Source organism: Streptosporangium sp. NPDC002607 (assembly GCF_053592655.1).
Map to the genome: position 1 here is coordinate 15,649 of NZ_JBSFWD010000068.1, position 26,569 is coordinate 42,217.

At 69.2% G+C, this 26,569-nt stretch carries 24 protein-coding genes and 1 pseudogene; 12 read left to right on the forward strand and 13 right to left on the reverse strand.

All coding sequences use genetic code 11. From position 1 onward, the window contains the following. The 4 genes from ACWD3H_RS42070 to ACWD3H_RS42085 all read right to left on the reverse strand — a co-directional run bounded on the left by ACWD3H_RS42070 (position 1) and on the right by ACWD3H_RS42085 (position 5,390). Complete coding sequence (locus ACWD3H_RS42070) at positions 1–1,260, reverse strand: class I SAM-dependent methyltransferase (protein WP_451958992.1); 1,260 nt, start codon at positions 1,258–1,260, stop codon at positions 1–3. A 14-nt stretch (positions 1,261–1,274) separates the two neighbouring features. Continuing rightward, the gene (locus ACWD3H_RS42075; protein ID WP_350925905.1) at positions 1,275–2,633 is read right to left on the reverse strand and encodes an FAD-binding oxidoreductase; all 1,359 of its coding nucleotides are present in this window, start codon (positions 2,631–2,633) and stop codon (positions 1,275–1,277) included. Between the two features lie 110 nt (positions 2,634–2,743). Continuing rightward, on the reverse strand, positions 2,744–3,724 hold the full coding sequence (locus ACWD3H_RS42080; RefSeq protein WP_451958993.1) for an NAD(P)-dependent oxidoreductase: 981 nt from the start codon (positions 3,722–3,724) through the stop codon (positions 2,744–2,746). 1 nt (position 3,725) lies between these two features. Continuing rightward, positions 3,726–5,390 (reverse strand): serine/threonine-protein kinase, encoded by a 1,665-nt coding sequence (locus tag ACWD3H_RS42085; RefSeq protein ID WP_451958994.1) that lies wholly within the window; start codon positions 5,388–5,390, stop codon positions 3,726–3,728. A gap of 204 nt (positions 5,391–5,594) precedes the next feature. On the opposite strand from ACWD3H_RS42085, the gene ACWD3H_RS42090 reads away from it, so the two are divergent. The 6 genes from ACWD3H_RS42090 (at position 5,595) to ACWD3H_RS42115 (ending at position 9,953) form a co-directional block, all read left to right on the forward strand. Next, a complete protein-coding gene (locus ACWD3H_RS42090; protein WP_451958995.1) occupies positions 5,595–6,728 on the forward strand; it encodes a CaiB/BaiF CoA transferase family protein in 1,134 nt (377 codons plus the stop codon). Then, positions 6,728–7,381 (forward strand): nitroreductase family protein, encoded by a 654-nt coding sequence (locus ACWD3H_RS42095; protein WP_451958996.1) that lies wholly within the window; start codon positions 6,728–6,730, stop codon positions 7,379–7,381. The genes ACWD3H_RS42090 and ACWD3H_RS42095 overlap by 1 nt, the downstream gene beginning before the upstream one ends. 199 nt (positions 7,382–7,580) lie before the next feature. Further along, positions 7,581–8,819: a cytochrome P450 gene (locus tag ACWD3H_RS42100; protein WP_350964217.1), complete on the forward strand. Its 1,239-nt coding sequence runs from the start codon at positions 7,581–7,583 to the stop codon at positions 8,817–8,819. Between the two features lie 196 nt (positions 8,820–9,015). Beyond that, entirely contained in the window at positions 9,016–9,156 is a 141-nt protein-coding gene (locus ACWD3H_RS42105) for a hypothetical protein (protein WP_355558893.1), read from the forward strand. A 20-nt stretch (positions 9,157–9,176) separates the two neighbouring features. Beyond that, a complete protein-coding gene (locus ACWD3H_RS42110) occupies positions 9,177–9,407 on the forward strand; it encodes a helix-turn-helix transcriptional regulator (RefSeq protein WP_350925919.1) in 231 nt (76 codons plus the stop codon). Positions 9,408–9,419: 12 nt separating this feature from the next. After that, entirely contained in the window at positions 9,420–9,953 is a 534-nt protein-coding gene (locus ACWD3H_RS42115; RefSeq protein WP_451958997.1) for a hypothetical protein, read from the forward strand. Between the two features lie 36 nt (positions 9,954–9,989). Here the strand turns inward: ACWD3H_RS42115 and ACWD3H_RS42120 are convergent, their stop codons facing one another. Next, positions 9,990–10,457, reverse strand: a complete 468-nt coding sequence (locus tag ACWD3H_RS42120) for a GyrI-like domain-containing protein (protein WP_350925923.1) — start codon at positions 10,455–10,457, stop codon at positions 9,990–9,992. Between the two features lie 134 nt (positions 10,458–10,591). Between ACWD3H_RS42120 and ACWD3H_RS42125 the strand changes: the two genes are divergently transcribed. The 3 genes from ACWD3H_RS42125 (at position 10,592) to ACWD3H_RS42135 (ending at position 13,742) form a co-directional block, all read left to right on the forward strand. Next, positions 10,592–12,031, forward strand: coding sequence for a GuaB1 family IMP dehydrogenase-related protein (locus tag ACWD3H_RS42125; RefSeq protein ID WP_451958998.1), 1,440 nt, complete (start codon positions 10,592–10,594; stop codon positions 12,029–12,031). Positions 12,032–12,279: 248 nt separating this feature from the next. Next, complete coding sequence (locus tag ACWD3H_RS42130; RefSeq protein ID WP_451958999.1) at positions 12,280–13,083, forward strand: general stress protein; 804 nt, start codon at positions 12,280–12,282, stop codon at positions 13,081–13,083. Between the two features lie 383 nt (positions 13,084–13,466). Further along, positions 13,467–13,742, forward strand: coding sequence for a hypothetical protein (locus ACWD3H_RS42135; RefSeq protein WP_451959000.1), 276 nt, complete (start codon positions 13,467–13,469; stop codon positions 13,740–13,742). A gap of 141 nt (positions 13,743–13,883) precedes the next feature. Here ACWD3H_RS42135 and ACWD3H_RS42140 read toward each other — a convergent pair whose 3' ends face one another. The 3 genes from ACWD3H_RS42140 to ACWD3H_RS42150 form a co-directional block, all read right to left on the reverse strand. After that, positions 13,884–14,834 carry a carbohydrate ABC transporter permease gene (locus tag ACWD3H_RS42140; protein ID WP_355558907.1) on the reverse strand — a complete coding sequence of 317 codons (951 nt, stop codon included), beginning with the start codon at positions 14,832–14,834 and terminating at the stop codon, positions 13,884–13,886. A 46-nt stretch (positions 14,835–14,880) separates the two neighbouring features. Continuing rightward, positions 14,881–15,855 carry a carbohydrate ABC transporter permease gene (locus ACWD3H_RS42145; RefSeq protein ID WP_355558910.1) on the reverse strand — a complete coding sequence of 325 codons (975 nt, stop codon included), beginning with the start codon at positions 15,853–15,855 and terminating at the stop codon, positions 14,881–14,883. A gap of 82 nt (positions 15,856–15,937) precedes the next feature. Further along, entirely contained in the window at positions 15,938–17,293 is a 1,356-nt protein-coding gene (locus ACWD3H_RS42150) for an ABC transporter substrate-binding protein (RefSeq protein ID WP_355558913.1), read from the reverse strand. A gap of 193 nt (positions 17,294–17,486) precedes the next feature. On the opposite strand from ACWD3H_RS42150, the gene ACWD3H_RS42155 reads away from it, so the two are divergent. Continuing rightward, a complete protein-coding gene (locus ACWD3H_RS42155) occupies positions 17,487–18,866 on the forward strand; it encodes a GH1 family beta-glucosidase (RefSeq protein WP_451959007.1) in 1,380 nt (459 codons plus the stop codon). Continuing rightward, positions 18,863–19,861 carry a LacI family DNA-binding transcriptional regulator gene (locus ACWD3H_RS42160; protein ID WP_451959001.1) on the forward strand — a complete coding sequence of 333 codons (999 nt, stop codon included), beginning with the start codon at positions 18,863–18,865 and terminating at the stop codon, positions 19,859–19,861. The genes ACWD3H_RS42155 and ACWD3H_RS42160 overlap by 4 nt, the downstream gene beginning before the upstream one ends. Here the strand turns inward: ACWD3H_RS42160 and ACWD3H_RS42165 are convergent. From ACWD3H_RS42165 to ACWD3H_RS42185, 5 genes are all read right to left on the reverse strand, one after another. Then, positions 19,845–20,840 (reverse strand): LacI family DNA-binding transcriptional regulator, encoded by a 996-nt coding sequence (locus ACWD3H_RS42165; RefSeq protein ID WP_451959002.1) that lies wholly within the window; start codon positions 20,838–20,840, stop codon positions 19,845–19,847. The genes ACWD3H_RS42160 and ACWD3H_RS42165 overlap by 17 nt on opposite strands. A 9-nt stretch (positions 20,841–20,849) precedes the next feature. Beyond that, entirely contained in the window at positions 20,850–22,268 is a 1,419-nt protein-coding gene (locus tag ACWD3H_RS42170; protein ID WP_451959003.1) for a GH1 family beta-glucosidase, read from the reverse strand. Continuing rightward, positions 22,265–23,116 (reverse strand): carbohydrate ABC transporter permease, encoded by an 852-nt coding sequence (locus ACWD3H_RS42175; protein ID WP_451959004.1) that lies wholly within the window; start codon positions 23,114–23,116, stop codon positions 22,265–22,267. The genes ACWD3H_RS42170 and ACWD3H_RS42175 overlap by 4 nt, the downstream gene beginning before the upstream one ends. Further along, complete coding sequence (locus ACWD3H_RS42180; protein ID WP_355558928.1) at positions 23,113–24,087, reverse strand: carbohydrate ABC transporter permease; 975 nt, start codon at positions 24,085–24,087, stop codon at positions 23,113–23,115. Before ACWD3H_RS42180 ends, ACWD3H_RS42175 begins: the two co-directional genes overlap by 4 nt. 102 nt (positions 24,088–24,189) lie before the next feature. After that, positions 24,190–25,494, reverse strand: coding sequence for an ABC transporter substrate-binding protein (locus ACWD3H_RS42185; protein WP_451959005.1), 1,305 nt, complete (start codon positions 25,492–25,494; stop codon positions 24,190–24,192). Between the two features lie 615 nt (positions 25,495–26,109). On the opposite strand from ACWD3H_RS42185, the pseudogene ACWD3H_RS42190 reads away from it, so the two are divergent. Beyond that, a pseudogene (locus tag ACWD3H_RS42190) lies at positions 26,110–26,475 on the forward strand (FKBP-type peptidyl-prolyl cis-trans isomerase); the annotation flags it as partial. Between the last annotated feature and the right edge of the window lie 94 nt (positions 26,476–26,569).

Sequence of the window (26,569 nt, forward strand, 5' to 3'; positions counted from 1 at the left end):
TCAGGGCCAGTCGAGCGAGGGGCGGAGCGGGACGCCGGCCGTACCGTCGTCGTTGAGCTTCACCCCGAGAACCTGGTGGAGCTGGATCTTGTTGCGTTCGAAGCCGACCACGCAGGCCGCCATGTAGAGGCGCCATACCCGTGCCGTACCCTCGCCGACCTCCTGGACCGCCTCGTCCCAGTGCTCGTCGAGGTTGGCGCACCAGTAGCGGAGGGTCTGCGCGTAGTGCTCGCGCAGGTTCTCCTCGTGCCGGATCTCGAAACCGGTGTCCTCGATCTGACGGGCCAGGTAGCCGACCGACTCCAGCTCCCCGTCGGGGAAGACGTAGCGATTGATGAAGCCGCCGGCGTTGAGGGTCTTCTCGGTGCCCGTCGGCCGGGTGATGCAGTGGTTGAGCAGCCGCCCGCCGGGGACGAGCTTGTCGTACAGGAAGCGGAAGTAGAAGGGCAGTTGCTCCTTGCCGATGTGCTCGGTCAGGCCGATCGAGCTGACGGCGTCGAAGCCCGTCTCCGGCACGTCGCGGTAGTCCATGTGACGGACCTCGGCGAGCTCGCCGAGACCGGCCTCCGCGATGGCCTTCTGCCCCCACTCGGCCTGCTGGCGCGAGAGGGTGACGCCCAGCGCCTTCACCCCGTACTCACGGGCGGCGTGGATGACCATGCCGCCCCAGCCGCAGCCGACGTCCAGCAGCCTCATCCCCGGCTTCAGGCTCAGCTTCCGGGCGACCAGCTCGAACTTGGCGTGCTGCGCCTCCTCCAGGGTGGACTCCTGCTCGGGGAAGACCGCGCAGGTGTAGGCCATGGACGGGCCGAGCACCCACGAGTAGAACTTGTTGGAGACGTCGTAGTGGTGGTGGATCGCCTCGGCGTCGCGCTGCTTGGCGTGCCTGCTGCCCATCCGGGCGAGCATGCTGCGCCGCACCTCCTGCGGAGGCGGCGGCATCCGGGTGAGCAGCGGGCGGACCCCGAGGGCTCTGACGGCCGCGAGCTTCTGCCCGACCGGGAGGTCGTTGATCGTGAGCGACCACATCCGGGAGAGCAGCGTGTACATGTCCCCTTGGACATCGAGGTGGCCGGACACGTACGCCCTGGCCAGTCCCAGCTCCCCGGGGGCCTGTGCCAGGTACGCGACGGCCGCCGGAGTCTTCACCTCGACGCTGATGTCGGAGCTGGCCGGACCGGCCTTACTTCCGTCGTAGGCGACGAAGCGTACATCCGCCTCAGGGCCCATCACCTTTTCGAAGATCTCTGCGAGCAACACAGAATCAGCCTCTCTTAACGCCCCCGAACACACTTGTCGTAGAGGTCGAGCAACCGGCCACCCCCGTCGTATGCCCGCTTGACCGGCCAATAGGCGGTTCCGTTATAAAACCGCCAGAATTCATCCTCTGGGTAGAACGAGGTGGAGTACAGCGATTTATGGCCGTCCAGTTCGTGGACCCGGTTCTCGATGAGACGGTTGTGGTAACCGTCGAACTGCCCCCTGGGCAACGGGACCGTTCCCCAGAAGCCGAAATTGACGTACAGCCGGCCGGGCTCCAGCGGATAGAGCGGCCACTCGCCGGTGGACCTCAGCGGGCACATCCAGACCGGCGCCATCCCGACCTTGTCGTGGAAGAAACTCAGGAACTCGGCACCGCGCTCGACGGGCACCTCGATGTCCTGGATGACCGACTCCTGCACCGGCAGGTCGCGCCAGCGGTCGATCCTGGCGATCACCCCGTACTTGCGGTCAAGGCCCACGAGCTTGCGGTAGACGTCCGAGCGCATCCACTTACGCGGCATCAGGGAGCGCACCAGCGCGGTCTGCACGCCGAAGGCGCGCGAGCACCAGAACCAGTCGGTGTCCCAGCGCCACAGGTAGTCGCGGACGGTCAGCCAGTCGCGGGTCCTGGTCTGGATCGACCGGTAGTAGATGCGCATCCCGGTGTAGTCGGACAGGTACGGAGCACGCTCGGCGAAGCGTCCCACGGTGATGTAGAGCTCGCCCGGACCGAAGAACGTGCCGTCCACGAAGTCGACGCGCTCGCCCTCGTACTCGCCGCTGTCACAGATCTCGCGCATCGCGAGCATGCACTTGTCGGCGTCCCCGAACGGGATGTGGGTCAGCCTGACGTACGGCTGGACGGGCTTGAGCTTGATCCGGATCCGCAGGGCGTAGCCAAGCGTGCCGTAGGAGTTGGGGAACGCCCGGAACAGGTCGCGGTGCTCGTTGTCGTCACGGGCCACGACGATCCTTCCGTCGCCGGTGAGGATCTCCAGCTCCTCCACCGACTCGTGCGGCAACCCGTCCCTGAAACTGGTGGACTCGATGCCGAGCCCCGTCACCGCCCCGCCCAGCGTGATCGTCTTCAGCTGCGGCACCACGTACGGCATGAGCCCGTGGGCGAGCGTGGCGTCCACCAGGTGCTCGTAGGTGGTCATCCCCTGGACCTCGGCGGTCATCGTCTCCGGATCGACCGCGATGACCTGGTCCAGGTCCCTGGCGGAAAGCTTCGCCGACCGGGCGCCCTCTCTGAAGCGGAACAGGTTCGTGGTGGCCTTGGAGAGCCGGGGCACCGCGTCGCCGGGAATGGCGGCGTAGGAATCCCTGATCTGCTCCACCGCTTGCCGGTGCGCCGACATTTCTGTCATCTGTCGCACGGTAATCACCCCCATGACCATCGTTGGAAAGATCGCCCCTAGGCACGTTATATCTCGGATGTCTCCGGAGCCAGGCGGGGCGCGTTAAACACTGGAAAACTCTACGACTGCCCTTCCAGGAACCTGCGGCCGACCACCGGATCAACCCCGTTGACCACGTTCGTCACCGGGCGGCCGTCGATCGCGGCCTCCAGGTTGTCCAGCACGCAACGGATCAGGCGGCCGGTCGACTGCGGGGTCACCCCCGCCACATGCGGTGAGAGCAGGACCCTGGGACTGCTCCGCAGCGGGTCGTCCGGCGGCAGCGGCTCGGTGTCGAACACGTCGAGCGCGGCGCCGCCCAGGTGCCCCGACTCCAGGGCCGACAGCAGCGCCGCCGAGTCGACCACCTGCCCCCGGGCCGCGTTGACGAGCAGCGACCCCGCGGGCATCAGGGACGGGTCGATCAGCCTCCTGGTCCCCTCCACCAGCGGGATGACCAGGACGAGGACCTGGGAACTCGCGACCAGCTCGGCGAGCCCCCGGTAGGTGTAGGGCACCTCGCGCGGCGTACGTGTCCAGTAGGAGACCTCGCACCCGTGGGCGGCGAACATCCGCGCGCAGGTCTCGCCGATCGGGCCGAAACCGACGATGCCGACGCGCGAGCCGTACAGCTCGGTGGGCCCGAGATCCAGCTGCGGCCAGCGGCCGACGCGGACCGCGGCGTCGGCCTCCATCAGCCGCCGCGACAGTGCGAGCGCGGCCGCGAAACACCACTCGGCCACCCCTGTCGCGCTCACCCCCGCGGTGTTGGCCAGCGGCACACCGGCCTCGGCGAGCGCGGCGAGGTCGTGGCCGTCCACGCCCACCGACGGCTGCTGCACGAACGCCAGGTTCGGGGCGGACCTGACCGCCTCGGCGTCCAGGACGAGCTCGCCGCTCCAGTCACCGACCACGATCTCGGCCTCGCCGAGCGCGGCGAGCAGCGACTCCCGGTCGCGGGCCGCGGGGACCGACACCGCGACCCGGTCGCCCAGCGAGCCGAGCAGGTTGCGCACCGCCCCCTCGGGGAGCGGCGGTAGCGCGAGCACCTTCCAGGTCATGTCACTCGCCTCCGCGGGGATGGAAACTGCCGAACACTCGGTTCATGAGGGACCGCTGGGCATCCCAGTCGCCGTCGTGGGTGGTCCAGCTGAGCAGCATGACCGTATCGCCCACCTCGATGAAACGCTGCACCTCGTGGTAGGTCACTCCAGCCGTGGCCCAGGGGGCTCCGCCGTTGTCCTTCATGCTCCAGGTGAACTCCCACTGAAGTCCGGAGCCGTAGGCCAGGGGGATCTTCGCCGTGTCCTCGGAGTGGATCTCGCTCCACTGGACCACGTTCTCCTTGACGATCTCCTGGAGGGAGGCCAGACCGTCGGCGTTCGCCTCCAGCACCTCCACCGACAGATGGGCGGCCCCGTCCCTGCGCAGCCACTGGGTGTAGCCCGTCTCGGCCGCCCAGTCGCCGTTCCAGCCGGCCGGATAGCTGATGGACCAGTTCTCCGGCGGACGGGCCCGCCACACCTTCAACCCTCCGGTGGGCACCACCGCTCTGGTCCTGGTGGGAGTGGGGGTGGGAGTGGGAGTGGGCGTCCGGGGCCTGGTCTCCTCCACCGGTTCGGGCGTCGCCTCCGCAGGGGCGGGCTCGGCGCGCGCCACCGGCTGCGATTCCGGCTGTGACATCGCCACGGCCGCGACGGCGCCACCGGCGGCCAGGAGCACGACGGCCGCCAGGACCAGTGGGATCCGGCCGCCGCTTCGCCCCCCGCCGCGCCGCCCCCCACCGCGCCGGCGGCCGGACGCGGGCGAGGTCTCGGTCTCGCGCCTGTCCCACTCCCCGGCACCGTGCGGATTCTCAGCGGTCCGTGCCGTACGGTGGATCGCCCTCTCCCCGGTGCGCCGGGCCGCGGCCGACGGGTCGTCAAGGACCTCCGCCAGCATGGCGTCGGCCTGCTGGGCGGTCAGCCGGTGAGCGGGCTCGCGCTGGAGCATGCCGGTGAGCACCGCGCGCATCTCCAGGGGCACCCTGCCGAAGTCGGGTTCCTCGGTGAGGAGCGCGCCGAGGGTGGCGATGGCGTCTCGGCGTTCGAAGGGGCCGTGCCCGACCAGTGCCGCGTAGAGGGTGGCGCCGAGCGCCCACAGGTCGGACCAGGGGCCCGCGTCGGTGCCGGTGGCGCGCTCGGGCGGCAGGAAGCTCGGCGAGCCCGTCACCATGCCGGTCTGGGTCAGCGAGGTGTCGCCCTCGATGGTGGCGATGCCGAAGTCGGAGAGCACCGCGCGGCCGTCGGCCTCCAGCAGGATGTTGCTGGGCTTGACGTCGCGGTGCAGGATCCCGGCCTCGTGTGCCGCGCGCAGGGCCGAGAGGACCTGACGGCCGATGTCGGCGACCTGGCGCACCGGCAGCAGACCGACCTCGTCCAGCCCGCGGGCCCTGACCAGCTCCATGATGATCCAGGGGCGACCGTCCTGCTCCGCCACGTCGTAGATCGCCACGATGCTCCGGTGGTTGAGCCGGGCCGCGGTCCTGGCCTCGCGGGAGGTACGGGTCAGCTGGAGTTGGTGCTCGGCCGGGGAGAGGTTGGGCGGCAGGAGCACCTCCTTGACGGCGACCGAGCGGTTGAGGAGGGTGTCGTAGCCCTCCCAGACGACGCCCATGCCGCCCCTGCCGAGCTCCCGCAGCAGTCGATAGCGCCCAGCGACCACCCGTTCACTGTGCGGATATGTCATCGCAAAACCCCTAGGTCCCATTCGGCGAAGGCGCAAGTTTCCCATACGCACGCGGGCACCACATGGCTCATCGCGATGTGTCTTGCCACGGAAAGCCGAATGTTGTTCTACTTGGACGGAGGGAACGGTCGCACATCACACCAAGCGCTTGCTTGTGTGCACTGTACCGGACTAGAGTCAATACCGCATCCGAGGAGAATATCGATGGAGCGCGTGACCAGGAAGGGCCCGCTGGCCGGAGTCCGCGTGCTCGAACTGGCGGGGCTGGCCCCCGGGCCGTTCGCCGGGATGATGCTCGCCGACCATGGGGCCGAGGTGCTGCGCGTCGAGCGCGCGAGCGTCGTCGCCAAGGCGGGGGACAGCCCACGCGCCGACGTGATGGACCGGGGCAAGAGAACGGTCGGCCTGGATCTGAAGTCCCCCGAGGGGGTGGCCGCGTTCAAGGAACTGGCCCGCCATGCCGACGTGGTCATCGAGGTCTTCCGGCCCGGGGTCGCCGAACGCCTCGGCATCGGCCCCGACGACCTGCACGCGATCAACCCGCGCCTGGTCTACGGGCGGATGACCGGCTGGGGCCAGGACGGCCCGCTCGCGCCGACCGCCGGGCACGACATCGACTACATCGCCGTCTCCGGCGTGCTGTCGATGCTCGGCCGCGACGGCGAGCGCCCCACTCCGCCGATCAACATCCTCGGCGACTTCGCCGGGGGCGGCCTCATGCTCGCGTACGGCGTGCTGCTCGCGCTGATCGAGCGGGAGCGGACCGGTGAGGGCCGGGTGATCGACGCCGCCATGGTGGACGGCGCGGCGACGTTGTTCGCGATGTTCTACCACGGGGTGCAGACCGGCTTCTGGGGCCCGCGCGGCACGAACCTGCTCGACACCGGCGCGCCGATGTACGACACCTACGAGACCTCCGACGGCGGACATCTGGCCGTCGGCCCGTTGGAACCGCAGTTCTGGGCGGAGATGGTCAAACTGATGGGGCTTGAGGACCTGCCCGACCGCAACGACAGGAAGCAGTGGCCCGCGCTTCGCGAGCGGCTGGCCGAGGCCTTCCGATCAAGGACCCGCGCCGAGTGGGAGGCGGTCTTCGACGGCTCCGACGCGTGCGTCTCCCCCGTCCTGGAGGTGGGCGAGGCCGCCGAGTATCCGCACAACAAGGCCAGGGGCACGTTCGTCGAGGTCGGCGGCATCCGGCAGCCCGCCCCCGCGCCGCGCCTGCTCGGCGTGGCGGAGCAGGACCTCTCCCCCGCCACCCGGCTGGCGGATCTGACCTCCTGGGGCCTGTCCGACGAGGCCGCGGCCGAGCTGCGCGAAGCGGGGGTGCTGGCCTGATGGACGTCTTCGAGGCTCTCTACACGACCAGGGCGATGCGCCGGGTCAAGCCGGACCCGATCCCCGAGGAGGTCCAGCGAAGCATCCTGGACGCCACGGTCCGCGCGCCCAGCGGCGGCAACGTACAGAGCTGGCGCTTCCTGCTGGTCGACGACCTCGCGGTGAAGGAGCGGCTCGGGCCGCTCTACCGGAACGCGCTCGGACAGCTCTTCGAGGGCCACTACCGTCCGATGCGAGAGAGAGCCGAGGCCGAGGGCGACACCCGGACGCTCAACGTCCTGAACTCGGCGAAGCACCTGGCCGACCACTTCGAGGGCTACCCGCTGCTCCTGTTCGCGTTCAACCGCAACGACCCGTCCGGCGGCTCGATCTTCCCCGCGGTGTGGAACGCGCAGCTGGCCGCCCGCGCCCACGGCGTGGGCAGCGCGCTGACCAGCGTGCTCGGCCTCTTTCACGCGGAGGAGACGCTGCGGGTGCTCGGCGTGCCCGAGGGCAAGGGCTGGACCCTGGCCGCCACGGTCACCTTCGGCTACCCGACCGGACGATGGGGCGTCGCGCCCCGCCGCCCGGTGCACGAGGTGAGCTACCGCAACCAATGGGGCCAGGACGTGGGCTTCGAGATTTCCGAACCCCTGTGGAGGCCGGCGGACTGAGCCCCGGCGGCGCGGGGCCGCCCATCCGACGACGGCACGACCTCGCCCGGACGCGTTGGCGCGACCGATCGGGCGGCTCGGCACAATCACCCGATGTTCCGGAGCTGACCATGCTTGATCACGCCATTCACACCGCGGCGGGCGCCGGTGGCCCCGCCTCCCTCCCGGGACGCCTCGAAGGGCTAGGGAGGGATCTTCGATGACCAGCCCGTTCTCAGAGGTGGGCCAGGAGATCGGGCGCCGCGTCGCGGCGGCGCCCGCGTCTCCCGAGTCACCCGGTGCCGCCGGGATCGATCTGCTCGACGGCGACATGTACGCCGGCGACCCTGGACCGGTGTACGCCTGGCTGCGCGAGCACGCGCCGGTCTATCACGACGCGGAGAACGCACTGTGGGGCGTCTCCCGGCACGCCGACATCTCGGCGATCGAGCGCGATCCGAAACTGTGGTCCAACGCGGGCGGCTACCGGCCGCAACTCCCCAGCGACCCGTCGATGATCGGGATGGACGACCCGGAACACGCCGAACGCCGACGCCTGGTCTACCGGCGCTTCACCCCGCGCCACGTGGCGGAGCGGTACGCCGGCCGGATACGCGCCGTCGTCACCGAACTCATCGACGAGGCGCTGGAGAGGCGCGCCGTGGACGCCGTGCCCGCGCTGGCCGCGCCGCTGCCGGGCCGGATGATCGGCTGGCTGCTCGGCTTCCCCGAGGAACGCTGGCCGGAGCTGGTGCACTGGTCGGAGACGACGGTCGCGGCCGGGGGCGGCCTGCGCTATGTCACTCATGAGGCCGCCGTCGCCGCCGGGGAGTTCGCCACCGCCGTCCTGGAGCTGGCCGCCGAGCGGCGCGGCTGCCCGCGCGACGACCTGACGTCGATCTGGAGCCGGGAGGCCGGCTACGACGACGACCACCTGGCCAACGAGGCGCTGCTGCTGCTCGACGGCGGCGCCGAGACCACCAGGACCGTCATCGCCACCGCCATCGGCGCGCTGATCGACCACCCCGAGCAGTGGCGGATGCTGCGCGAGGACCCCTCGCTGATCGGGAACGCCGTCGAGGAGTTCATCCGCTGGACCACCCCGATCCTCAACATGTGCCGGAGCGCCACCCGCGACACGGTCCTGCACGGCCGGCGGATCCCCGCGGGCGGTCAGGTCCTGCTGATGTACGGCTCCGCCAACCGGGACCCCTCGGTCTTCACGGACCCGGACGTCTTCGATGTGACCCGTCCCGGTGGCGGCCACATCGCCTTCGGTCTCGGCACCCACTTCTGCCTGGGGGCGGCACTGGCCCGGCTGGAACTGCGGATCTTCTTCGAGGAGTTCGTCCGCCGGATCGGTTCGGCCGCCCGGGCGGACGAGCGGGGCCCGCGCATCCTGCCCAACGCCTTCGTCCGAGGGGTCACCTCCTTCCCGATCGTCCTGGAACCCCGCTGAACGCGCGCCCCCGGTGGCCGTCTCCTTTCCAGCCGTCCTGAAACCCCGCTGAACACGCCTCCCCGCCCACCGGCCCGACCCGCCCCTCGTCTTCCGATCGACTCGGCCACCTCACCAGCGGCACGTCTGCCATAGACGTGCCGCTTTTCGTCGTAGGTGTTGATTCGAATGTAGTAGGTGTACTACATTCATACACATGAGTACTGCACCGAACGGTCAGAAACCACAGGCGGCGTGCGGGGCGACCGAGGTGGCGCGGGGCGTCGATCCGCGTCTCCGAAACGAGCCCCTCGTCCCCCACGACCAGGCCCGGCCATCGGCCGCGCGGGTCTCCTGAGCGCCGGGAGACCCACTCGGATGCCTTCGGAGGACGTGTACAACCGGATCTCGGTGCTGAGAGCCGAGCGCGGGATCTCACGCAAGGATCTGGCGGCCGCGCTGGGGGTCCACTACCAGACGATCGGCTACCTGGAGCGCGGCGAGTACAGCCCCAGCCTGTTCCTCGCCCTGCGCATCGCCGAACACTTCGAGGTGCCGCTGGAAGTCGTCTTCTCCCTCAAGCCGTTCCCGCGGCTCGGCAGCAACTAGTCAGGTGGAGTCATGAACACCCAGAAAAAAGGCAAGCTCCCGACCCGCGTTGAGATCATGCAGCGCGACTACCTGCCCAGCTGGTACGCCACCCGGGGCCGCAGGCGGCTGCTCGCCTCGGCGGTGGTCCTCGCGACATCGCTGCTGTGGGTGGACGCGGCCATCTCCTGGGCCGTTCCCCGGGACGACCGGAGTGCCCTGGCCGGCCTCGCCCTGCTGGCGATCGCGATGGTCGTCTACCTACCGGCCGTCACCCTGCTCAACGTCGCCACCCGTGGTGTCGTCGAGTTGCGCGAGCGCGACCTGGACGAGCGTCAGGTGGGCGAGCGCCTGCGGACGGTCGCCATCGCCCACCGCGTCACGACCGGCATCCTGGTCGCGCTCGCCACCGTCGCCATCGGGGTGGGCATCGCCCGGGGCCGCGACCACTCCCTGCCGTGGGATGCGCTCGTCTCCGTGACGATCGCACTGTTCCTGACGCACTTCGTGCTGCCACTGATCATCTCCGGCTGGCGGCTGCCCGACCCGCCGAACGACGACGACTGAACCCGCCCCGGCGCGACGGGAGCCGCTCCGAACCGCTCAGCGCATCGGGGACAGGACCGCCGCGTAGATGTCCGCGCCCCCGGGGTGGTGCACCTCCACGTCGGTGGTGAAGGCCCTCGGCGGGGTTCCTCCCGACTCGGTGTGCTTCCACAGCCGCTGCCACTCCTCGGTCAGCGCGTCCGGCATCGGCCCTCTGGCCTCCAGCTTCAGCGAGGGCACCCCCGGCACCCGTACCGCCACCATGCCCTCGGGCAGCGCCGCGGCACTGCGCACGGCGACCCCGACGATCTGGGTGTAGGCACCGTTGTGGTCGCTCTCGTAGTCGGTGAGCACGGCGTAGATGTTCTCGTCGACCCGTCCCGGCACGTGCGCGAAGGCCCCGGGGGCCCCCGCCCTCGCCCACAGCGCGCGGAGCCTCCCCCGACCCGGCTCCATCTCGTCGGCGTTCGACGTTCGTACGGCATGGCCTACTACGAGCATCTCGGGCCGATCAACCAGGATCACAGCGCCTCCTCTTGGCCACCCATTATTCACGCAAACCGGATCTTAGCCTCCGCTCCGACCTGCTGGATCCTCTTGGAGAGCATGGAAAGGGGGAACGCTCACCTCTGGCAATTCGCGGGATAAGGTGGAATAACGTGAAATTTCTCAATGAGTCGGTACCGGCCTACGACCTGACCTACAGCGACGTGTTCATGGTCCCGTCGCTCTCCTCCGTCGGCTCACGGCTCACCGTCGATCTCTCCAGCAGGGACGGCACCGGGACCACCATCCCCGTCGTGGTCGCCAACATGACGGCCGTGGCGGGGAAGCGGATGGCCGAGACCGTCGCGCGCCGGGGCGGCATCACCGTGATCCCGCAGGACATCCCGATCGACGTGGTCGCAGGCGTCGTCGACTGGGTCAAGAAGCGCGACCTGGTCCACGACACACCGCTGACGCTCACCCCGCACGACACCGTCGGCGAGGCGCTCAACCTGCTGCCCAAACGGGCCCACGGCGCGATCATCGTCGTCGACTGGGAGAACCGCCCGGTCGGCGTGGTCACCGAGGGCGACTGCTCCGGCGTGGACATGTACACGCAGCTCTCCCGGGTGATGTCCGACAACCTGCTCACCCTGCCCGCCGGACTCGACCCGCGCGAGGTCTTCGACCGCCTCCACGAGGGCCGCCACCGGCTCGCCCCGGTCGTGGACGGCGACGGCCGGCTGGTCGGCATCCTGACCAGGACCGGCGCGCTGCGCGCCACCCTGTACCAGCCCGCGGTCGACGACTCGGGCAGGCTCCGCGTCGCCGCGGCCGTCGGCGTCAACGGCGACGTGGCCGCCAGGGCCAAGGAGATCCTCGACGCCGGGGTGGACTGCCTGGTGGTGGACACCGCCCACGGCCACCAGGAGAAGATGATCAGCGCCCTGCGGGCGGTCCGCGCGCTCGACCCCGGCGTACCCGTCGCGGCGGGCAACGTCGTCACCGCCGAGGGCGTGCGCGACCTGGTCGACGCGGGAGCCGACATCCTGAAGGTCGGCGTCGGCCCCGGGGCCATGTGCACCACCCGGATGATGACCGGCGTGGGCCGCCCGCAGTTCTCCGCCGTGCTGGAGTGCTCCGCCGAGGCCCGCAGGCTGGGCCGCCACGTGTGGGCCGACGGCGGCGTCCGCCACCCCCGCGACGTGGCCCTGGCCCTGGCCGCCGGGGCGTCCAACGTGATGATCGGCTCCTGGTTCGCCGGTACCTACGAGTCTCCCGGCGACACCCGTACCGCCCCCGACGGGCGCAAGTACAAGGAGAACTTCGGGATGGCCTCGGCCCGCGCGGTGATGCTGCGCACCGCCGAGGACTCCCCCTTCGAGCGGGCCCGCAAGGCACTGTTCGAGGAGGGCATCTCCACCTCCAGGATGTATCTCGACCCGGCCATGCCCAGCGTCGAGGACCAGATCGACGCCATCGTGGCCGGCCTGCGCTCCTCGTGCACCTACGCGGGCGCCTCCACGCTGGAGGAGTTCCACGAGCGCGCGGTGATCGGTGTGCAGAGCGCGTCCGGCTACACCGAGGGCATGCCGCTCCACCAGAGCTGGTAGTTCACCCGCCGGGGACGGGGGTGGGCGCCGCCGTCCCCGCGGCGCCCACCTCCGTCCCCAGCGGTGATCGCAGTCCCCCGTGGGTCATCACCGTCCGCCCTCGCCGGTGACCGGCACCGGGCTCGCACCGCGCTGCCCCGCCCGGAGTCGCCACACACGACAAGATGCCGATACCGGCAGGCATCCTCCCTCGGTCACGGGGTAGTCCGACCGTCGAGTCGTCCCCCACCCCCGAAAGGCGAGCACCCATGAACGAGACGCCCACCGGCCTGGACACGCAGGTCGTGGTGGACCGGAGGGTCCTGGCAGGCTACGACAACTACCTCGCGGCGCAGCGAACCGTGGACGGGCTCTCCGACGCGGGATTTCCCGTCGAGAACGTGGCGATCGTCGGCAGCGACCTGAAACTTGAGGAGACCGTCACCGGCAGGGTGACCAACGGCCGGGCCGCGCTCACCGGAGCGGGCAGCGGCGCGGCCTTCGGCGCCGTGGTCGGGATGTTCCTCGGGCTGTTCACCTCGACCACGCTGTCGTTCATCGTGCTCGTACTCTGGGCCGCCCTGTGGGGCGCCGTGATGGGCGCCGCGTTCGGGTTCATCAACCACGTCTTCACCGGCGGCAAGCGGGACTTCGCCTCGCGCAGCGCGATCGTCGCCGGCCGCTACGACGTGCTGGTCACGGCCTCGCACCTGGACCACGCCCGCGCCATCCTGGAGTCGTCGCTCCCCGGTCCGGCCGACACCGTCGTCGTGGAGGTCCCGCCGTCGGCCGGCATGTACGACCCCGCCGCCGCGCAGACCACCGCCCCCGGCCACGCCACCCCCGCGCAGCCGCTCACCACGGACCTCCCTCCTCAGCCGACCGCCCCCGGTCTCTCCGGCCGCCCGGTCACCTCCGACCTCCCCCCGCAGCCGGTCACTCCCGACCTCTCCGCGCGCCCGGCCATCTCGACTCCGCCTCCGGCCAGGCCGGTCACCTCCGCCCCGGACGCCCCCGCCCCCACGCCGCCGAGCACCGCGGAGCGGCCCGCTCCGGAACAGCCCCGCTCCTGAAACACACCCGGTACGCCCCGGGCGCCAGGGGCGTACCGGAGGGCCGCCGGCACCCGCAGGGGCGGCAGAAAAGGCGCGTGGCACATCGTTCTTCGCCCCGGAGGTCCGCCGGGAATCCGAACCTGCCCCCTCCGCTCCCGCTTCTCGCCTCCCTCTGATGAGGTGGGCGACGGCCGATCCCTGACCGTTTCGAACACCGGAACCACAACGGGAACGATTCAACTGCCAGACAAAACCGGCAATCCACTCGCTAAGCATAATGATCCGGATTCCCAGCGAAAGCACTCCAACAAAGCCTGATTTTCCGGTCAACCAGCCCTTTGCCTAAGACGTCTCACAAGCGGCACATTCCCCTTTTTCAGGAGCCCTGCTTGTTGAGACGTTTGCTCGCCGTCGCCGCCCTGGTCGGCAGCGCCATGATCGCGCCGACTGCGGTCGGTGCCGTCCACGCCGCCACCACGGTTTCCGCGCCCGTCGCGACCTCGGCTGCCGGATGCACCTACCGGCGCGACGGTCAGGTCTGGCGATGCATCACACCGGGCGCGTTCTGCCCGGCGGCCGCGCACGGCAAATACGGATACGCGAAGGTGACGAACAAGAAATATAGGTGCATAAAGGCCAGCGGGGACATCAGATGGCGATGGAAGCCCGTTCGCTGACCCCGGGCACGAAACTCCGACGAGAACGTGCGGCAGAATAGGGCATTTTCCAGATTTGTCGGAAATTCCTGGGCATCTCGCTCTCTTTATCCGGGTGTTCACCGCGTGTGTGAACACCCGGATCGAGGAGAGCCCGGGGCCTCAGCCCTTGACGCTGCCGGCGAGCAGGCCACGGACGAAGTAGCGCTGCATCGACAGGAAGACGATCAGCGGGATGACCAGCGAGACGAACGCGCCCGAGGTCAGGCGCTGCCACTCGTTGCCCCTGGTGCCGGCCATCTGCGCCAGCCGTACGGTCATCGGCGCGCTGTCCGGGGTACCGCCGGCGAAGATCAGGGCCACCAGCAGGTCGTTCCAGACCCAGAGGAACTGGAAGATGGCGAAGGTGGCCAGCGCGGGACCGACCAGCGGCAGGACGATCGTGCGCAGCACCTTCCCGTGGCTGGCCCCGTCCACCCTGGCCGCCTCCATGAGCTCGCCGGGGAGCTCGGACATGAAGTTGTGCAGCAGGAAGACGCCCAGCGGCAGCGCGAAGCAGGTGTGGGCGAACCAGACCTGGATGAAGCGGGCCGGCCCCTCCAGGTCCCAGGCGGGCAGCAGTTGGACGCCGAAGACGGCCACGCCCTCGGAGAAGAACGACAGCAGCGGTACGAGTGACATCTGCAGCGGCACGATCTGCAGCGCGAAGATGCCGATGTAGATCCACTCTCGCCCGCGGAACGGCAGCCAGGCCAGCGCGTACGCCGCGAAGGTGGCCAGCGCCAGCGGGAAGAGCACCGACGGGATCGTGATGACCACCGAGTTGATCAGGAAGCTCATCATCTGGCCGGACGACGAGGAGGTGCCGAACAGGACCTGCTGGTAGTTCTCCAGCGTGAGCTGCGGATCGGAGAAGAACGTCCACCAGCCGGTGGTCTTGATCTGGTCCTCCGGCCGCAGCGAGGAGAGCAGCAGGCCGAAGGTCGGGGTGGTCCACAGGACGGCGATGACGATCGCGACGGCACTGGCGACCCGGCCGCTCAGCCGCCGCCGTACGCGTTGCGGCGCGTTCTCCGCCCGGGTCCGCACCGCGGTATGGGTCAACGTGGCCACGTGGCCTCCTCCGTCCGGGGCGTGCTCGCGCAGCCTGATCGCCCGGTCACCTCAGGGCCTCCCTGCGCTGGCGGATCTGGTAGATCACGATTGGGGTGACCAGTACGAACAGGAAGACCGCGAGGGCCGCGCCCTTGCCCGTCTCGCCGTACCTGAAGGCCTGGTTGTACATCTCGTTGGCGATGACGCTGGTGTCGAACTGGCCGCCGGTCATGGTCCGGACGATGTCGAACAGCTTGAGCGTGCCGATCGACTGGGTGACCATCACGACCACGATGGCCGAGCGGATGGACGGCAGCGTCACCCTGAAGAACATCTGCAGCGGGGTCGCCCCGTCCAGCTTGGCGGCCTCGATGATCTCAGCGGGGATGCCCTTGATGGCCGCCGAGAGCACCACGGTGGCGAAGCCCGCCTGGATCCAGACCATGACCACGATCAGGAAGAGCGTGTTGAGCGGGGGTTCCTGGAGCCACTGTTGCGGCTCGCCGCCGACGGCGACCACGAGCTGGTTGAGCAGGCCGATCTGGTCCTGTTCCTCGGCGCGGTAGGCGTAGACGAAGCGCCAGATGATGCCCGCGCCGACGAAGGAGATCGCCATCGGCAGGAAGACCAGCGACTTGGCGAGCGACTCGAAGCGGGTGCGGTCCACCAGGACGGCGTAGACCAGGCCGATCGCGGTCACCAGCAGCGGAACGAGCAGCACCCAGATGAGGGTGTTGCGCAGTACGGTCACCGCTTCCGGCTGGGTGAACATCCAGCCGTAGTTGTCCATGCCCACCCACTGCTTGCCGTCACCGCTCATGAACGACAGCAGGGTGGTCCTCACGGCCGGAACGACCAGGCCGATGGTGAGAAGCAGGACTGCGGGCAGCAGCAGGATGGTGGCGTGGGTCCAGGCGCGCCGTCGCATCGGGGCGCGGTCGACCAGCACCAGTATCACCGCGACCACCACGAGGAACGCGGCGACGCCGATCAGCAGTTGGACGAGTTTGGGCAGTTCGGCGGCGAAGTCGAAGTCCATCGGAGGATCTCCCGGGAGGATCGGGCCGGGGGGAACGACGGTCCGGTCCCGCATCACGCGGGACCGGACCTATCGAGTTATGTCAGGACTTGGGCCAGGAGGCCTCGATGTAGTCGAGGACCGTCTTGGTGTCCTTGCCGTTGATCCAGTCGGTCATGCCCTTCCAGAACGTGCCCGCGCCCACCGCGGCCGGCATCAGGTCCGAGCCGTCGAAGCGGAAGATCGTGCTCGGGTCCTGCAGCATCTCCATGGAGAGCTTGTCGATCGGGTTCTGGGCGTTGGCCGGGTCGACGCCCTTGCGGGCGGTGACATAGGTGCCCAGCTTCATCCGGGCGGCGGGGAACTCCGCGGAGGCGAGGTAGGCCTGGACGGTCTGGACCTCGGGACGGTCGGCGAAGGCCGCCACGAACTCGCCCGCGCCGAGCACCGGCTTCTTGGCCGGGTCGTTGCCCGGCAGGTAGAAGGCGAACACGTCGCCGTCCTCGGCGACCTTGGTGCCCTCGGGCCAGAAGTTGGCGTAGAAGGACGCCTGGCGGTGCAGGGCGCACTTGCCCTCGGTGATCGGGACGCCGCCCTCCTGGAAGGCGGTGCTGGCGATCGACTTGACCGGGCCGTAGCCGCCGTTGACGAACTTGTCGTTCTTGAGGATCGCGCCGACCTTGTCCACCGCCGCGACGACCTTGGGGTCGTTGAACGGCAGTTTGTGGCTCACCCAGTCGTCGTAGCCCTCGGGGCCGATCTCCCGGAGCAGGATGTCCTCGATCCAGTCGGTGGCCGGCCAGCCGGTCGCGTCACCGGACTCGATACCCGCGCACCACGGCTTGATGCCGGTGCCGGCGATCGTGGTGCTGAGCGTCATGAGCTCGTCCCAGGTCTTGGGGACGGCCCAGCCCTTCTCGGTGAACATCTTCGGCGAGTACCACACGAAGGACTTCACGCTGGCGCCCAGCGGGGCGCCGTAGAAGGTGCCGTCGACCGTGGAGTACTTGGCCCAGTCCGCAGACCAGCCCTCGCCGGTGAGCTTCTTGACCTCTTCGGAGGCGGGCTTGAGCTTGCCGGCCTTGGCGAAGCGCTCCAGCAGTCCCGGCTGGGGGAAGAAGGCGATGTCGGGAGGGTTGCCACCGTCCGCGCGGACCTGGATCTGGGCCTCGAACTCGCCGGTGCCCTCGTATGTGATCTTGATGCCGGTGCACTGGGCGAACGGCTTCCACGCCTGCTCGAAGAGGTCGGCCTCCGCGTCGCGGATCGGCGAGTAGATGCTGACGGTCTTGCCCTCGTGCTTACCGTACTGGCTGAAGGCGGCGCATTCGGGGGACGTGCTGCTGCCGCCGCCCGCCGATGGCTTGGCCTCCGTGGATCCGCATGCGGTGGCGACCAGCGCCAGCCCTATGGTGCCCGCCACCAGGACGGCACGATTAGGCCGAGAGAGGAGCGACATGGACCTTCCTCCATATGTACATTGCCGGGGAGTGAGAGAGCGCTCTCTGGAAGAATTGTCCGCACACCACTCAATGTCAAGAACTGTGATATTACGGTTACAGTCTCATTTTTCTTGACACGATCCGTGCGCTACCGTGATGCTCGTGAGAGCGCTCTCACGGAACAGCCACACAGAATGGGACGGTGAGGACATGACCATGTCCGCCGAAAAGTCCTACGACCTTCGGGACTCCGGCGTGCTGAGGTTTCCCGAGGGCTTCGTCTGGGGTGCCGCGACCGCGGCCTACCAGATCGAGGGCGCCGCCCGGGACGACGGCAGGGGGCCCTCGATCTGGGACACCTTCTCCCGGACCCCTGGCAAGGTCTACTCGGGCCACACCGGTGACGTCGCATGCGACCACTACCACCGCTATCCCGAGGACGTCGCCATCATGCGCGACCTCGGCCTCGCGGCCTACCGCTTCTCCATCTCCTGGCCTCGCCTGCAGCCCGACGGCTCGGGCCCGGTGAACCCGCGCGGTCTGGACTTCTACGACCGCCTGGTCGACGAACTCCTCGGCGCGGGCATCACCCCGATCGTGACGCTCTACCACTGGGACCTGCCGCAGACCCTGGAGGATCTCGGTGGCTGGACCAGCAGGGAGACCGCCGCGCACTTCGCCGACTACGCCGCGATCGCGCACGGCCGGCTGGGTGACCGGGTCGAGACCTGGACCACCCTGAACGAGCCCTGGTGCTCGGCCTTCCTCGGCTACGCCTCGGGCATCCACGCTCCCGGCCTCGCCGATCCCGCGCTGGGCTTCGCCGCCACCCACCACCTGCTGCTCGGCCACGGCCTGGCCGTCCAGGCACTGCGTGCCTCGGGCGCCACCAAGGTCGGCATCACGCTCAACCTCGCCCCCGTGCTCGGCGACGACGTCGCGGCGACCGAGCTCGTCGACGGCCTGCAGAACCGGATCTTCCTGGACCCGGTGCTCCGCGGCGAGTACCCCGCCGACGTCGTGGAGCGGGCCCGCCGTTTCACCGACTGGTCCTTCGTACGGGACGGGGATCTGGATACCATCAGCCAGCCGATCGACCTGCTGGGCGTGAACTACTACCACCCGCAGACCGTGGCCGCCCGCACCGGTGAGCCCGCCAACCCCGTCTACCCGGGCAGCGAGGGCATCGCCTTCGGCCTCGCCGACGCGCCGAAGACCGCGATGGGCTGGCCGGTCCAGCCGTTCGGCCTGACCGATCTGCTCCTGCGGCTCTCGCGCGACTATCCGGGCACCCCACTGATCATCACCGAGAACGGCGCCGCCTACGACGACGTCGTCGAGGACGGCGAGGTGCACGACGTCGGCCGCCTCTCCTATCTCGACGGGCACCTGCGCGCGGCGCACGCGGCCATCGAGGGTGGTGCGGACCTACGCGGTTACCTCGTCTGGTCCCTGCTGGACAACTTCGAGTGGGCCGAAGGCTACCGCAAACGCTTTGGCGTCGTACATGTCGATTACGGAACCCAACGCCGTACCCCCAAGGACAGTGCCCTGTGGTACAGCAAGGTAGTACGCCGGAACGGACTGTGAGGGCCCGTCCAACCCTGGAGAAGGTGGCCGCCCGGGCCGGTGTGTCCCGGGCGACCGCCTCACGCGTGGTCAACGGCTCCACGCGCGTGGCACCGGAGATCCGCGAGGCGGTCAACCGTGCCGTGGACGAGCTGGGCTACGTGCCCAACCAGGCGGCGCGGAGCCTGGTCACCCAGCGGGCCGACTCGATCGCCCTCGTCTTCCCCGAACCGGCGACCCGGGTCTTCTCCGAGGATCCCACCTTCTCCGGGATCATCCGGGGGGTCAGCATGGAGATCGAGGAGGCCGACAAGCAGCTCGTGCTGATGCTCACCGGCCTGGCCGGCGGTTACCAGCGGGTCGAGCGCTACGCCACCAACGGCCACGTGGACGGCGTGATCATCGCCTCGATGCACGGAACCGACCCGCTGCCCGGCATCCTCGCCAGGCGCGGCGTGCCGGTGGTGTGCAGCGGCCGGCCCAGCGTGCCCAGCAGCCTGCCGTACGTGGACATGGACAACGTCGGCGGCGCCGAGCGTGCGGTGCGGCACCTGGTGGAGCAGGGGCGCCGCCGGATCGCGACCATCGCGGGACCGCAGGACATGATCGCCGGGATCGACCGGCTCAACGGCTACCGTGCCGTGCTCCGCGACTCCGACCGCCGCTCCATCGTCGCGGTCGGCGACTTCACCCGCGAGTCGGGTACGTCGGCGATGCGGCAGCTGCTCGCCGACGACCCGGAGCTCGACGCGGTGTTCGTGGCCAACGACCTGATGGCACTGGGCGCGCTTACGGCCCTGCGCCAGGCGGGACGGCAGGTCCCCGGCGACGTCGCGGTGGTCGGCTTCGACGACATCCCCGCCGCGTCCTACACCGAGCCCCCGCTGACCACGGTCAGGCAGCCGACCGTCGAGATGGGGCGGAGGCTCGCCCGCATGGTGCTCGACCTGGAGGAGAAGGCACAGGTGATGCTCCCCATCGAGCTGATCGTCCGGGGATCTACGACGACGCCCTGACGACCAGTTCGGTGGAGACGATCACGGTTTCGGCGGGCCCCCCGTCGAGGAGGCCGAGCAGGAGACGGACCATGGCCGCGGCCTGCTCGGCGTGCGGGGTGTGGATGGTCGTGAGCGGCGGGTCGGTGTAGCGGGCGGCCTCTATGTCGTCGTAGCCGACGATCGCGACGTCGCCGGGGATCTGCCGCCCCGCCTGGCGGAGCGCGTGCATGGCGCCGATCGCCATCAGGTCGTTGGCGGCGAAGACCGCGTCGAGCTCCGGGTCGTCGGCGAGCAGCTGCCGCATCGCGACCGCCCCGGACTCCCGGGTGAAGTCGCCGACCGCGATGATCGAGCGGCGGTCGGAGTCGCGGAGCACCTCGCGGTACCCGGCCAGCCGGTCCTGGCCGCCGATCATGTCCAGCGGTCCCGCGATGGTGGCGATGCGCCGCCTGCCCCGCTCCAGCAGGTGCCGCACGGCGGTGGCGGCGCCGGCGACGTTGTCGTTGTCGACATACGGCATCGCGACCGGCACGGCCGGCCTGCCGTAGGAGACGACCGGGACGCGCAGCCGGGTGAGCGCGACCGGCAGCGGGTCGGCGCCGTGGCTCGACACGAGCATGACGCCGTCGACGTGACCGCCGGCTATGTAGTTCTCCACCCGGGCGTGGCTCTCCGGCGACCCGGCCAGCAGCAGCACGACCTGCTTGTTGACGGCCTCCAGCTCCAGGCTGGCCGAGCGGATGACCGTGGAGAACATCGGATCGTCGGAGAACACCCGGTTCGGCGACTCCGAGACGACCAGCGCGACCGAGTTGGTCCGCTGGGTCGCCAGGTTCCTCGCCGCCCCGTTGGGGACGTAGCCGAGCTCGTTCACCGCGCGCATGACCAGTTCTCGGATGTCGGCGGTGACCGTGGTCTGGCCGTTCACCACCCGGGAGACGGTCGACCGGGAGACCCCGGCACGGGCGGCGACCGCCTCCAGGGTGGGTCGTTTCATCGTGTTCCCCTACAGTCCGTTGCGCGCGATGACCTCGCGATACCAGAGCGCGCTGTCCTTGAGCAGGCGCCGCTGGGTGGCGAAGTCGACATGTACGATCCCGAATCTCCGCCGGTACCCCTCGGCCCATTCGAAATTATCCAGCAGCGACCAGACCAGGTAACCACGCACGTCCGCCCCGTCCGCGATCGCGGCGTGCACGGCGCGCAGGTGGCCGTCCAGATAGTCGGTCCTGCGCGCGTCGTGGACGCGGCCGTCCTCCACGACGTCGTCGAATGCCGCGCCGTTCTCGGTGATGATCAGGCCGACCTCCGGGTAGTCGTCGGAGAGCCGCACCAGCAGGCGGGAGAGCCCGTTCGGCACGATCGGCCAGCCCATCGCGGTGGCCGACACGCCGTCCGCCGGGCAGAACCTGATGTCCTCGCTACCCGGCCACGCCGCGTCGGCCGCCTGGCCGGGACCCGACTCCACCACGCATGGGTTGTAGTAGTTGATACCCAGCAGGTCGATCGGCTGGTTGATGATCGCCAGGTCGCCGTCCCGGATGTGGTCGACGCCACCGTTGCGCCCGACGATGTCGAGGAACTCGGCGGGATACTCCCCGCGTACCGCAGGGTCGATGAACTGCCTGGTCAGCAGGGTGTCGATCCGGCCGACCGCCTCCGCGTCCGCCGCCGAGGGCGCGGCCCCCGGATCGGCCACCTGGGCCGGGGTGATCACCGGCGACAGGTTGAGGACCAGCGAGATCTCCCGCGCGCCCGCCTCGCGGAGCGCCCGTGCCGCCAGCCCGTGTCCCAGCAGCATGTGGTGGGCCGCGCGGAAGGCCGCCGCGGGGTCGGTCCTGCCAGGCGCGTGCACCCCGTTGCCGTAGCCGAGGAAGGCCGCCACCCACGGCTCGTTGAAGGTCGTCCAGTTGTGGACGCGATCCCCCAGCCGCGCGTACACGGCCGCCGCGTACTCGGCGAACCGGTAGGCGGTGTCGCGCTCGGGCCAGCCCCCCGCGTCCTCCAGCGCCTGCGGAAGATCCCAGTGGTAGAGGGTGACGTACGGCGTGATGCCCGCCTCCAGCAGCCGGTCCACCAGGCGGCTGTAGAAGTCGAGGCCCCGCGCGTTGACAGGGCCGCTCCCGTGCGGCTGGACCCTGGGCCAGGCCACCGAGAACCGGTACGCCGCCAGGCCCAGCTCGCTCATCAGCGAGACGTCGTCGGCGTGACGGAAGTAGTGGTCGCACGCCACGTCGCCGGTGTCGCCCCCGGCGACCTTGCCCGGGGTACGCGAGAAGGTGTCCCAGATCGAGGGCTCGCGGCCGTCCTCGCGCACGGCCCCCTCGATCTGGTAGGACGCGGTGGCCGCGCCCCAGACGAAACCGGTGGGGAAGTCCGCACGCCCTTCCGTAAGGGTGGCCCCCCGAGTGCCGACGACGGTCATCCCTTCACCGCTCCCTGCATGATTCCTCCGATGATCTGTTTACCGAGAAGAGCGAACACCAGCATCAGCGGCAGGGTGCCGAGCGTGGTGCCCGCCAGGCCGAGCACGTAGTCGTTGACGTATCCGCTGGCCAGCGTGGACAGGGCGACCTGCACCGTCGGATCCTCCGGGGTCAGCACGACCAGCGGCCAGAAGTAGTCGTTCCAGACCGACATGAAGGTGAGCATGCCCAGCACCGCCGCCGCCGGGCGGGCGGTCGGAAGCACGACGTGCCAGAACAGGCCCCAGGTGCTGCAGCCGTCGACCCGGCCGGCCTCGAGCAGCTCGGTCGGCAGCGCCCGGGAGAGGTACTGGGTCATGAAGAACACGCCGAACGCGTTGACGAGCGCGGGCACGATCAGCGCGTACATGGTGCCGGTCCACTCCAGCTTCACCATCAGCATGTACAGCGGGATGATGCCGAGCTGGGTCGGCACCATCATGGTCGCCACGGTGAGCAGGAGCAGGGCGTTGCGGCCGCGGAAGCGCAGCTTGGCGAAGGCGAACCCGGCCAGCGTGGAGAAGAACATCACCGCGATCGCGACGGAGCCGGAGACCAGGACGGAGTTGGCCATCGCCAGGGCGAAGGGGACGGTGTCGAAGACGCGGGCGACGTTGGCGAAGAAGTTTCCGCCGGGCAGCAGCGGCGGTGGGACGTCGGCCAGGGCCGCGTTGTCGCGTGAGGCCACCACGATGCTGTAGTAGAGCGGCAGCATGGAGAAGAACGCCACCGCCGCCAGCGTGAGATAGGTGAGCCTGCGGGCGGCCGTGGAGCGCCGGGCTCCGGAGACGGCGGTACGGGCGCTCACGTCAACCCTCCCTTCGCGCGGCGGGTGATCAGGTAGTTGACGCCGGCGACCAGGACGATGAAGACGAACATCATCCAGGAGATGGCCGAGGCGTAGCCGAAGTCGAGCTTGGTGAAGTTCTCGTAGATGAACAGCGAGAGCGTCTGGTACTGCCGGTCCACCCCTCCGGTGATGAGGTAGGAGCCGAACAGCAGCGGCTCAGCGAGAATCTGCATGGCACCGATCGTCGAGGTGATCACGACGAAGACGATCGTGGGCCTGATCATCGGGATGGTGATCCTGCGGAGCTGGGTCATGTCGCTCGCGCCGTCGAGGGTGGCCGCCTCGTACAGCTCACGCGGCACGGCCTGCATGGCCGCCAAGAAGATCAGCGCGTTGTAGCCCGTCCACCGCCACATGATCATGATGGAGATGGCGACGTGGGAGCTCAGCACGCCCTCGTTCCAGGCGACACCATCGACGCCGAACAGCGACAGCGTCCAGTTGATCATGCCGAAGTCGCGGCCGAAGAGCTGGCTGAAGATGACCACCACCGCGACCACGCTGGTCACGTTGGGCAGCAGCAGCGTGACGCGGAAGAAGGTCTGCGCCCGCAGCGGCCGGTTGAGCAGGTGGGCCAGCCAGATGGCCAGCAGCAACTGCGGAACCGTGGACAGCACCCCGATGGACAGGGTGTTGAAGGTGGCGTTCCAGAAGTAGTCGTCGGCGAGCAGTGTCCTGAAGTTCTCCAGGCCGACGAAGGGTTGTTCGTCCCGGAGCAGCGTCCACTCGTGCAGGCTCACCCAGGCGGTGTAGGCCAGGGGGAACAGCCCGAAGGCGGAGAACAGCAGGAAGAACGGGGCCACATACGCGTACGGCGAGCCTTTGACGTCGAGCTGGTGGACCAGGTGGCGTTGGAGGCGGCGGCGACGAGGTCCCGTCGGCTTGCCCGGTGGGACCGCCGCCAGGCGATCGGGTGCCCGAGTGGCCATGGCAGCTCCTTTCGATGATTCGCTGGGGAAGACAGGCGTGCGGCTCAGGTGGACGACAAGCAGGTGGCCGACCGGTGCGAGACCAGTCGGCCGAAGGGGCGGCTACTTGATCCTGCTGACGTCCTCAAGCGCCTGCTTCCAGGCTTCCTCGGGGTTCTGCTTGCCCTGGTCGACCCGCTGAAGGCCGTTGCCGATCGCCTGCAGGACGTCACCGCCCTTGGGACCGACGGGCTGCGGCTTGAGCGCCTTGGCGGCGTCGGTGAAGATCTTGCCGATCGGCGCGTTGCCGAAGTACGGGTTGACGTACTCGGACACCGCCGGGTCGTCGTACAGTGCGGGCAGCGAGGGCAGCGCGCTGGCCTCCTTGAAGAGCTTGATCTGGCTCTCCTTGCTGGTCAGCAGGTTGATCAGTTCCGCGGCCTCCTTGGGGTGCTTGCCCTGCTTGGGCAGCATCAGGTGGGTGCCGCCCTGGTTGCCGCCGCCGCCGGGCACCGCGGCGATGTCCCAGGTGCCCTCACCGGGCTTCTGGTCCTTGATCGTGCCGGTCTTCCAGGCCGGGCAGACCATGGTGGCGAAGGTGCCCTTGGCGATTCCGGTGTTCCACGGCGGCGAGAAGGCGGCGAGGTTGGCGGAGAGACCGTTGTCGATCATCTGTACGCCCGTGTCGAACGCCTTGCGCACCTCGGGGTTGGTGGCGGCGACGATGTTGTACTGGTCGTCGTAGAAACCGACGGGGGCCTGCTCGACCATGGCGCGGAAATGCTCACCGGGACCGTCGGTGAACTTGGCGCCCGCCACCTTGGCCGCGACGAACTTCTTGCCGGTCTCGATGTAGCCGTCCCAGGTCGGCCAGAGCGCCGACACCTCGTCACGGTTAGTTGGCAGGCCGGCCTTCTTGAACAGGTCGGGGCGATAGCACATGGCCAGGCCGCCGACGTCGGTGCCCAGTCCCATGAGCGAGGAGCCGTCGTTGGAGACGCCCAGCTTCCACTTCCAGTCGAGGTACTCGCTCTGGCGCGAGTCCAGGCCGTAGTCCTTGAGGTTGTAGAACTTGTCGGGCACCGGCGTGAAGGAGGCGATGTAGCCGCCCTCGACCGCGACCACGTCCGCGGCGCCCGCGCCGGTGGTGAGCTGCGTGATGAGGTTGGTGTGGTGGTCGTTGAACTGCGCGCGGCGCTCCACGATCTCCACGTTGGGGTGGGTCTTCTTGAACTCCTCGTACAGCGGCGCGAAGTGGAAGTCGCTGAACAGCCCGACGGTCAGCTTGATCTTCTCGGCCGGCTGGGAGGCCGCCCCACCGTCTGCGGCGGTACCGCCGCTGTCGCCGCCGCCGCAGGCGGTGAGGCCCAGGGCCAGGGCGGAGACGGCGACCATCGGGGCGAGGAACCGGTGGCGTGACTTACGCATGGAACCCTCCTAGGGTCCTCATAAATGATCATGGAGAGAGCGCTCCCTGAGCAGATTGATACCAACGGGGTTGCGTGTCAACGGCCCCCCGAATGCCGACCTGCGTCCCGAAGTCGGCTTTTCTTGGAGAGCGCTCTCCCAGGCTTTGGGGCGTTTTCCCAGGTCAAGCATGTTTAAGAGTTAGATTTAGCAGTGGATGGAGCGCTCCCACAATAAAAGGTCACATTAAGGTCGCGTTTCCATCGTGTTCCCCGATGCCGCTCCACACCCTTGACACTCCTCGCGAGCCGGGTCACTCTCTCAACCAGAGAGCGCTCCCCAATGACTCTCAGCAGGGCTCCACCCGTCGCCGGCCACCCGCGGCGTGGATGCCGCCGACTGTGGACCAGGTGGCCCGACGACTCGTCCCACGGTCGGGTCCCAGCATGCCCACGCGCGCCGTTACTCCGGTGGTGAATCCCGTGCGCCTCGCCTCCCCGCCCGCTCCACGATCCTTTCCCGAAGGACGACGCGGGAGCCATCCCGTCCCCGTGGCTCTCGTGGCGGCGCCGGACCCCGTAGAGTCGTCCGGCCGGTCGGAAATCGACCGGCGCGTATCCAACCAAGGAGAACCACGTGGCACTGGAGAAGCCGGAGATCGACTTTCCGGAAGGCGCCCCGCCCTCGGAGCTGGAGATCGTCGACATCGTCGTAGGGGACGGCCCGGAGGCCAAGCCGGGGCACCAGGTCACCGTGCACTACGTCGGCGTGGCCTTCTCGACGGGCGAGGAGTTCGACGCGTCGTGGAACCGCGGCGACGCCTTCCAGTTCCCGCTGGGCGGGGGCCGGGTCATCGCGGGCTGGGACCAGGGCGTCGCGGGCATGAAGGTCGGCGGCCGTCGCCGTCTCACCATCCCGCCGCACCTCGGCTACGGCAACGCCGGTGCGGGTAACCGCATCAAGCCCGGCGAGACGCTCATCTTCGTCGTGGACCTGCTCGGCGCCGCCGAACAGCGCCAGGCCCCTCACCACGACCACCGGCGCCGACGGGTCGACGTCCGGGCTGCTGTGCACGTCGAAGCCGCCGAAGATGCCG